Raw genomic sequence first — 8,274 nt, forward strand, 5'->3', positions numbered from 1 at the left:
GCGGCCGGCGGCACGCAGGGCGCGGATGTGGAGGGCGCGCAGGGGCTCGTCCAGGGGGTGCGCGGCGGCCAGTTCGGCGAGTTCGGGCAGCACCTGCCCGGCCCGGCCGAGGGCGAGCTCCGCGGTGAGCCGCTGCCGGTGGGCGTCCAGCCGCAGGGCCTCGCTGCGTACGGCGGCCGTGCCCCGGTCCGGCAGGTCGGACAGCGCCGGGCCGCGCCACAGCGCGAGCGCGTCCCCGAGCAGCCCGGCGGCCTTCACCGGGTCGCCGTCGGCGAGCGCCCGCGCGCCCTCCTCGGCCAGCCGCTCGAAGCGGTACAGGTCCACGTCGTCGCGGGCGGCCTCCAGCCGGTAACCGCCGCCCACCGAGCCGACCGCGTCGTGCCCCAGCGCCCGGCGCAGCCGGCCGACCAGCGCCTGGAGCGCTCCGGTGGCCCCGGCGGGCGGCTCGCCGTCCCACACCTCGTCGATCAGGATGTCCGCGCCGACCACCCGGCCGGGCCGCAGCGCCAGCGCGGTGAGCAGCGCGCGCAGGCGGCCGCCCGCGAGCGCGACGGGGTCGCCGTCGTCCCGCAGGGCCTGGGTGGGGCCGAGGATCGTGTATCGCACGGCCCCATTCTTACGGAGTCGGCGTGGCCGATGTCACGAAGTGGGCGGGCCCGTCGTCCCGGCGGCGCCCGGGGCTCGGCGGATACCGGCCGGACCCGGCCGGTACGGGCCCGCCGCACCGCCCGGCACGAACCCGCCGCGGACGGCCACCGCGGGCCCCGGGGGCCGGAACCAGGGCCGGCCGCCGTCCGTTTTGCGGACGTGGCACGTGTCCGAGCCTGCCCGGGATGGCATGATCGGGCGGCACCGCACCGCACCACACCCCCGCCCCGCGAGGAGCCCGCAACATGACCGTCACTCCGCTGCGCATGACCAGGCGAGGAGAGAACCGCCGGATCAGCCCGGTGTTCCTCGGCATCACCGCGGTGATGGTGGTCTCCGGCTGGGCGGTGTGGGCGGGCTACGCGTCCGACGCCGGCTTCGCGGTGTTCCTGTTCGTCCTCTCCGGCTGGCTCTTCTCGCTGTGCCTGCACGAGTACGCGCACGCCCGCACCGCCCTGCACAGCGGCGACACCAGCGTCGAGGCCAAGGGCTACCTCACCTTGAACCCGCTGAAGTACGCCAACGCGGCGCTGTCCATCCTGCTGCCGCTGATCTTCGTCATCCTGGGCGGCATCGGCCTGCCCGGCGGCGCCGTGCTCATCGAGCGCAACCGCATCCGCGGCCGGCTGCGGCACAGCCTCATCTCCGCCGCGGGCCCGCTCGTCAACGTGCTCTTCGCCGTCCTGCTGATGCTCCCCTTCACCCTCGGCCTGGCCGACTCCTGGCCGCACGACTTCCAGGCCGCCCTGGGGTTCCTCGCGCTGCTCCAGGTGACCGCGGCCATCATGAACTTCCTGCCCATCCCCGGCCTCGACGGGTACGGCGTGCTCGAGCCGTGGCTGTCCTACGAAGTGCGCCGCCAGGTGCAGCCGTTCGCGCCGTTCGGGATGCTCGCCGTCTTCGGGGTGCTCTACATCCACTCGGTGAACGTCAAGTTCTTCGACGCGATGTACCACGTGATGACGTGGTTCAACGTGCCGGACTGGATGGCGGGCTACGGCTACTACCTTTTCCAGTTCTGGAAGCACTGACCGCGCTCGACGGTCCGGCAGAGCTGGAACGGCTAATACGGCTGGAACGGCTGGAAGCGCCGAACGGCCGTGAGCGCGCTGTCAGTTCACCCGGCGGCGCGCTGTGCGGCCGCGGCCGCCATCTTCGCCTTGCGGTAGTAGTACCAGCACATGTTGCTGGTGAGGCCGGCGAGCAGTACCCAGACCACCCCGATCCACTGACCGTTGACGAAGGACACCACCGCGGCCGCCACGGCCAGCAGGCACACGATCAGGGAGTAGCGGGCGAGGCGGGGCATGGCGGTCGGGCTCCTGTGCTGGTGCGGGTGGTCGGGGGCGTCGCGGCCCGGCGGGCCGCCGGACGTCACACGTCGGTGACGCGCAGGCCGGCGTGGGCCTTGTAGCGGCGGTTGACGGAGATCAGGTTGGCCACCAGGGACTCGACCTGGTGGGCGTTGCGCAGCCGGCCCGCGAAGACGCCGCGCATGCCGGGGATGCGGCCGGCCAGCGCCTGCACGAGGTCGGTGTCGGCGCGGGACTCGCCGAGCACCATGACGTCGGTGTCGATGGTCTCGACCGCGGGGTCCTGGAGGAGCACCGCGGACAGGTGGTGGAAGGCGGCGGTGACCCGGGAGTCCGGGAGCAGCGCGGCGGCCTGCTGGGCGGCGCTGCCCTCGTCGGGGGTCAGCGCGTAGGCGCCCTGCTTGTCGAAGCCGAGCGGGTTGACGCAGTCGATCACGAGCTTGCCGGCGAGAGGTTCGCGCAGCGCTTCCAGGGTCTTCGCGTGGCCCTCCCACGGGACCGCCACGATCACGATGTCGCTGCGGCGGGCGCATTCCGCGTTCTCCGCGCCCTGGACTCCCGCGACGCCCTTCCCGCCCGCGGCCAGCTCGGCCGCGGCCGCCTCCGCGCGTGCCGCGTCCCGCGAGCCGATCACCACGGACTGGCCGGCCCGCGCCAGCCGGTAGGCCAGGCCCCGGCCCTGGTCGCCGGTCCCGCCCAGCACTCCCACGGTCAGGCCGGACACGTCAGGGAGCGCCCAGGGGTCCTTGGCGGCGGGCTTCTTCACATCGTCAGCGGCGGTCATCCTCTTATGGTCGCACCGTGGGGGTGTCCCCGACCCGCCGGGCTGCCCTGTCCGGCCGGCCCCGGGACCACCCGCCGGTGGGGGGAACGGCGCTCCCCCCACAGCTTCGCCCGGGAGGTACCCCAAGCCACGCACCCACCGCGAGGTCCCACACCTACGAGAACGCACCACCCGGACGACTCAGTTCTGGGAATCCCATTCGTCGTTGCGCTCGGTGACCCGCTCCATCGCGTGCTCGGCCTCTTCCTTGGTGGCGTAGGGGCCGAAGCGGTCCTTGGAGGGGCAGTCGGGCCCTTCCTCGACCCGCTTGTGCTTGAGGCAGTAGAACCACTCCCCCGGCTTCCCGGCGGGCTTGTTCGCCTTGTGAAAGGCCATCGCGCTCTCCCTCTCGCTCACCGGCGGGTGCGGGCCGCCTTGCCCGGCGGAGCCCCTCCCGTTGTCGGGCGCGGCCCCATCCCATCGTGCCCGATCCACCGTGGATACACTCGTCGGCATGTCTGGTCAGTCGCTGCTCGTGCCCGGCACCCTCTCCCCCGCCCGTCAGGTGCCCGGGTCGATCCCGCGCCCCGAATACGTGGGCAGGCCGGGGCCGACCCCGTACACCGGCCCGGAGGTGCAGGACGAGGAGACCGTCGACCGGATGCGGATCGCCTCCCGGATCGCCGCGCGGGCGATGGAGGAGGCGGCGAAGGCCGTGGCGCCCGGGGTGACCACGGACGAGCTGGACCGGATCGCCCACGAGTACATGGTCGATCACAAGGCGTACCCGTCGGACCTGGGCTACCGCGGCTTCCCGAAGTCCCTGTGCACCTCGGTCAACGAGGTGATCTGCCACGGCATCCCCGACTCGACGGTGCTGCGGGACGGCGACATCGTCAACCTGGACGTGACGGCGTACATCCACGGTGTGCACGGCGACTGCAACGCGACGTACTTCGTCGGGGACGTGGACGAGGAGTCGCGGCTGCTGGTGGAGCGCACCCGGGAGGCGCTGGACCGCGCGATCAAGGCGGTCCGGCCGGGCCGCCGGATCAATGTGATCGGGCGGGTGATCGAGTCGTACGCGAAGCGCTTCGGGTACGGCGTGGTGCGCGACTTCACCGGGCACGGCATCAACACCTCCTTCCACTCGGGCCTGGTGATCCCGCACTACGACGACCCGCGGGCGACCACGATGATGCGGCCCGGGATGACCTTCACCATCGAACCGATGCTGACGCTGGGCACGCACGAGTACGACCTGTGGGAGGACGGCTGGACGGTCGTCACCAAGGACCGCAAGCGGACTGCCCAGTTCGAGCACACATTGGTCGTGACGGCCGACGGAGCCGAGGTACTCACGCTCCCGTAGCGGGCGCTGCCCGGTAGGGTTTGCGGCGATCCCACCGGGTACGAAGGAGAGCCGACGCGCCATGATCTGCCGCAGGTTGTGCCTCGGGGCCGCCGCCATCGCGCTGACCGTGCCGCTGGCCGGTTGCATGACGGTGCACGGCGAGCGCGCACTCATTCCGTCGATACGTCCCGCCGAGGCGGCCAAGGTGCTGGCGAACTTCGCCGCGCAGAACAACAAGGCCACCAAGTCCTATGACGAGCAGGCGATCGAGGCCATCGAGACGGGCCCACTGGGCGCGATCGACCAGGCCGGAGTGCGGGCCAAGCACGCCAACAACCCCCAGGGGAACCGGAATTACTCGGCGCTGAAGTTCTCCGACGAGAAGTTCTTCATCCCCGAGCAGCGCGGCTGGCCGAAGTTCTTCGTCACGGAGGCGCAGACGAACCGCAACGGCGACTCGCGCTGGCTGCTGGCGTTCCGCCGCGGCGGCCCCACCGAGCCGTGGTTGGCGGACTTCCTCGGGGTGGCCGCACCCGACGCGCTGCCGGACTTCGCGGTCGACAAGCACGGCCACGCCGAGGCGCTGCCGCTGGCGGGCACCGATCTGCTGGTCCAGCCGGGGCAGTTGAGCGCGCGGTACACCGGCTACCTGGACGGCGGGAAGGGCGACGCCAAGGGCGACGGGAAGAACGGGGCCGACACGGCGAAGGTGTTCGCTGACGGGCCGGCCACCTCCGGTCTCAAGGCGAGCCACGCGAAGTCCTCGCGGACGGCCAACACCGTGACCCAGTACGCCGATCAGCCCGACATCTCGGGCGACTTCGCGCCCATCGCGCTGCGCACCACCGATGGCGGCGCGGTCGTCTTCTTCGGCTCGCGCCACCAATCCCGCGCGACCTTCCGCGCGGGCTACCACCTCAATCTCGACACGGACACCAAGGCGCTCACCTCGGGCACCCCCAAGACGTCGATCACCCTCGCCCGCGTCGCCCAGAGCATGGTGGTCGTGCCGCCGAAGAAGGCCGGCGCGAAGGTGAAGTTCCTCAGCAGCCTGACGGGGCTGGTCTCCGCGAAGGGCGCGTAGCGCGGTGCCCCTGACCCTCCGGGGTGCCCCGTCCTGCCGTCACGGGGCCTTGCGGTCCGCGGTGGCTTGTCGCGCAGTTCCTCCCCCAGAGCTTCACCTGGGTGGGGGTGCCCCCGGCGGAGCCAGGGGGAGTGCCCCCAGCGCCCCCGAGTATGTGCGGTTCGCCGCGTGCTTGCCCCGGAGGGGCCCGAGCACATCCAGGGGCGCGGGGAACGGCGCGACAAGCCCATCACCGGCGGGTGGTCCCTCAACAGGCAGGATGGGGCACCCCGGGGGGTTGCTCAGCGGCCCCACGCGATGGATTCGGGCTCGAACTCGTAGCCGAACTGGCCGCAGGCGTCGGTGAGGACGGCGAGCACGGGCAGCGGGTCGGGCAGCGGCAGATCGGGGCCGTGGCCGTCGAGCCACTGGACGGTGTGCCCGGAGGGCAGCCGCGCGGGCGGCAGGAGGACGTAGCTGCCGCGGCAGTGCCAGCGGATGCCGGGGTGCTCGTCGGCGGTCTCGGGGTGGCTGTCCAGCTCGCAGGGCCACCACTCGTCCTCGTCGGCGGGCGTGCCGCGGGTCGCGGTGAAGAACAGCAGCCGGTCCTCGCCGAACGCGGCGACCGGTCCGAGCGTCGCGGCGTCGGCCGTCAGCCGCTCCAGGGCGAGCTGTCCCGCGTCCGAGGGGACGTCGAGCACGTCGTGGCCGATGCCGGTCGCGGTGACGAAGTTCGCCAGCGGATGGGTGCGCAGCCAGTCCTCGACGCGCTGCGGCTCGGTGGACGCCTGGGTCTGCCAGGCCGGCGAGACCGGGTGCAGGCCCGGGATCGGACAGCCGATCCGCTCGCAAGAACAGCCGTAGCCCTCGGGGTGGGCGGCCGGGACCAGCCGGAAGCCGGCCTGCGCGGCGGCCCGGGTCAGTTCGTCGCGCCGCGGGTCGGGCACGGACGGGCGGGAGCGGGAGCCGCGGGCGGAGCGCGGCGACCGGCCGGGGCGGGCGGCGGTCGAGGAGGACGACCCGCTGTCCGCGCCTCGGCGCAACCAGCCGGACAACCTGTTCCTACCTGCCATCGAGCTCCTTCCCTCGCCCCCATGCCCACCCCGCTACTCGACACGGTACGCCGACGGTGGAGGCCATCCTGCCCCCTGGCCGGATTGAACAGCCACTCGGGGTGGAAGTGTTCCCGCACAACCTTTACCGACGGACTGTCGGTAAGGTCTTGACGAAACAAGTCAGGCAAGCCTTGCTCAGGTAGACCTAAGTTGCCGATCCCAGGAGATCCGCCATGTCGCCGCTGCCCGTCGCCGCCCCCTTCTCCACCGTCATCCGCACCGCGAGCCAGGACCTGCACACCGAGGTGAACAACACGACGTTCATGAGCGACATGCTCGGCGGCCGTCTCGGCGTCGGGGCGTATGCCCGCTACACCGAGCAACTGTGGTTCGTGTACCGCGCGTTGGAGGACGGCGCCGTCGCGCTCGCGGCCGATCCGGTGGCCGCGCCCTTCCTGTACCCCGAACTCCTGCGCGTGCCCTCGCTGGAGCGCGACCTCGACCATCTGCGCGGCCCCGGCTGGCGGCGGAAGGCGGTCCCGCTGCCGGCCATCGCCGCGTACACCGCGCGGATCGCCGAGGTCGCCGCCACCTGGCCGGCCGGCTACGTCGCGCACCACTACACCCGCTACCTCGGCGACCTCTCCGGCGGCCAGGTGGTGCGCGACACCGCCCAGAAGACCTGGGGGTTCGACCACAAAGGGGACGGCGTGCGCTTCTACGTGTTCGACGCGATCCCCAACCCGGCCGCCTTCAAGCGGGAGTACCGCACGCTGCTGGACGCGATGCCGCTCGACGCCGCCGAGCGGGACCGCGTGATCGCCGAGTCGCGCCGCGCCTTCACGTTCAACGGGGCGTTGCTCGCGGAGCTCGCGGGCGCCTGACCCGCCCGGCTGCCCCGTCCTGTCGGTTCAGGGACCACCTGCCGGTGGGTGGCCGCGCGCGTCAGGCGCCCACGCCCCGCTGTTCGTAGGCGCTCACGATCGCGTGCACCTCGCCGCGTGCCTGGAGGGCGATCTCGTTGTTGTCGTCGAGGGTGATCTTCACGTCATGCCAGGTACGGCCGGCCTCCACCCGCATCCCCGCGATGCGGGACAGCGGCACCGAACCGATGTGTTCGTGGACCTGGTTGAGCATCGGGTCCGCCTTCCACACGTGCAGGGCGTCCGCCGTGATCCCCAGGACCATGGCCGCGTCCAGCGGTACGTCGGTGGCGTCGGTGATCTTGCGGGCCGCGGATCGGGCCGCGGGCCTGGCGACCAGGTAGTTGCCGAGCGGCGTCAGCATACGGGCGGGGCTGAGCGCGGTGTTCAGACGCGCGTACGCCGCCGCGCCGAGCTCCTCCCCCAGTTGGGCCGACAACGTGGTGGTCAGCTCGCTGTCCTTGATGTGCATGAGTTGCTTCTCCCAGTCCCCGGTCCTGTGCGCGCCCCGACGGGCCGCAGGCGGGATCGCCCGCACCGGCAGAAAGAGCATAGTCATGGCCATCGTGCCGTGCACGCAGAGGAGTTGACCTTGTACGTCGACTCCCGGCCATCACCGCACCCGGCCGTCGGCGGGCCCGTCGCCGGGCCCGGGCGAAGCCGAGCTGGTTGAGGCAGATCCGGCCGGCGACCGTCGTCATCCAGGCGCCGGGGGACTCGATCGCCTCCTGCTGCGGCGGCGGCATGGCGTACCAGCGGGCGGAGGTCTCCTGGACGGCTCCCTCGTGATCGCCTCGGGCAGCGGAAGCCAGCTGCCCGGTTACGCCGGCGGCGCCGCCCGCGCGATCTGGATCGTCGGAGCGCAGAAGGTGGTGCCCGACCTGGACACCGCACTACGGCGCGTCGAAGAGCACTGCCTCCCGCTCGAAAGTGCCCGCACCCAGGAGACGTACGGGTGGCCCAGCGCCGTCAACCGCCTTCTCGTCCTCAATGCGGAACACCAGCCCGGACGCGGCACCGTCCTCCTCCTCCGCGAAGCGATCGGCTTCTGACCCGCGGCAACCAATACCGGGGGCGCGGTGGGCAGTCAGGGGTGGGCTTGCTCATCGCGTAGCGACGCCATAGGCGCCCTTGACGGCCCGGCGTGGCCCGTAC

At 72.2% G+C, this 8,274-nt stretch carries 11 protein-coding genes; 5 read left to right on the forward strand and 6 right to left on the reverse strand.

The window, feature by feature from the left end; genetic code table 11:
• On the reverse strand, positions 1-606 hold a 606-nt coding region (locus AC13HU_RS25390; protein ID WP_483044262.1), incomplete at its 3' end, for an AfsR/SARP family transcriptional regulator.
• Between the two features lie 287 nt (positions 607-893).
• Between AC13HU_RS25390 and AC13HU_RS25395 the strand changes: the two genes are divergently transcribed.
• Entirely contained in the window at positions 894-1,679 is a 786-nt protein-coding gene (locus AC13HU_RS25395) for a site-2 protease family protein (protein ID WP_483044263.1), read from the forward strand.
• An 86-nt stretch (positions 1,680-1,765) separates the two neighbouring features.
• On the opposite strand, the gene AC13HU_RS25400 is transcribed toward AC13HU_RS25395, so the two are convergent.
• From AC13HU_RS25400 to AC13HU_RS25410, 3 genes are all read right to left on the reverse strand, one after another.
• Positions 1,766-1,957, reverse strand: coding sequence for a hypothetical protein (locus tag AC13HU_RS25400; protein ID WP_483044264.1), 192 nt, complete (start codon positions 1,955-1,957; stop codon positions 1,766-1,768).
• Positions 1,958-2,022: 65 nt separating this feature from the next.
• Positions 2,023-2,745, reverse strand: a complete 723-nt coding sequence (npdG, locus tag AC13HU_RS25405; protein WP_483044265.1) for an NADPH-dependent F420 reductase — start codon at positions 2,743-2,745, stop codon at positions 2,023-2,025.
• 180 nt (positions 2,746-2,925) lie between these two features.
• Positions 2,926-3,120 carry a hypothetical protein gene (locus tag AC13HU_RS25410; protein WP_483044266.1) on the reverse strand — a complete coding sequence of 65 codons (195 nt, stop codon included), beginning with the start codon at positions 3,118-3,120 and terminating at the stop codon, positions 2,926-2,928.
• A gap of 118 nt (positions 3,121-3,238) precedes the next feature.
• Between AC13HU_RS25410 and map the strand changes: the two genes are divergently transcribed.
• Together map and AC13HU_RS25420 are read left to right on the forward strand one after the other, a co-directional pair.
• A complete protein-coding gene (gene map, locus AC13HU_RS25415) occupies positions 3,239-4,096 on the forward strand; it encodes a type I methionyl aminopeptidase (protein ID WP_483044267.1) in 858 nt (285 codons plus the stop codon).
• Between the two features lie 61 nt (positions 4,097-4,157).
• Complete coding sequence (locus tag AC13HU_RS25420) at positions 4,158-5,162, forward strand: SCO2278 family lipoprotein (protein ID WP_483044268.1); 1,005 nt, start codon at positions 4,158-4,160, stop codon at positions 5,160-5,162.
• 281 nt (positions 5,163-5,443) lie between these two features.
• Here AC13HU_RS25420 and AC13HU_RS25425 read toward each other — a convergent pair whose 3' ends face one another.
• On the reverse strand, positions 5,444-6,214 hold the full coding sequence (locus tag AC13HU_RS25425; protein ID WP_483044269.1) for a bifunctional DNA primase/polymerase: 771 nt from the start codon (positions 6,212-6,214) through the stop codon (positions 5,444-5,446).
• Positions 6,215-6,429: 215 nt separating this feature from the next.
• Between AC13HU_RS25425 and AC13HU_RS25430 the strand changes: the two genes are divergently transcribed.
• Positions 6,430-7,080, forward strand: a complete 651-nt coding sequence (locus AC13HU_RS25430) for a biliverdin-producing heme oxygenase (protein ID WP_483044270.1) — start codon at positions 6,430-6,432, stop codon at positions 7,078-7,080.
• Between the two features lie 61 nt (positions 7,081-7,141).
• Here AC13HU_RS25430 and AC13HU_RS25435 read toward each other — a convergent pair whose 3' ends face one another.
• On the reverse strand, positions 7,142-7,678 hold the full coding sequence (locus AC13HU_RS25435) for a hypothetical protein (RefSeq protein WP_483044271.1): 537 nt from the start codon (positions 7,676-7,678) through the stop codon (positions 7,142-7,144).
• A gap of 226 nt (positions 7,679-7,904) precedes the next feature.
• On the opposite strand from AC13HU_RS25435, the gene AC13HU_RS25440 reads away from it, so the two are divergent.
• Positions 7,905-8,171 carry a hypothetical protein gene (locus AC13HU_RS25440; RefSeq protein WP_483044272.1) on the forward strand — a complete coding sequence of 89 codons (267 nt, stop codon included), beginning with the start codon at positions 7,905-7,907 and terminating at the stop codon, positions 8,169-8,171.
• Positions 8,172-8,274 lie beyond the last annotated feature (103 nt).

Source organism: Streptomyces sp. NH27, from assembly GCF_056859195.1.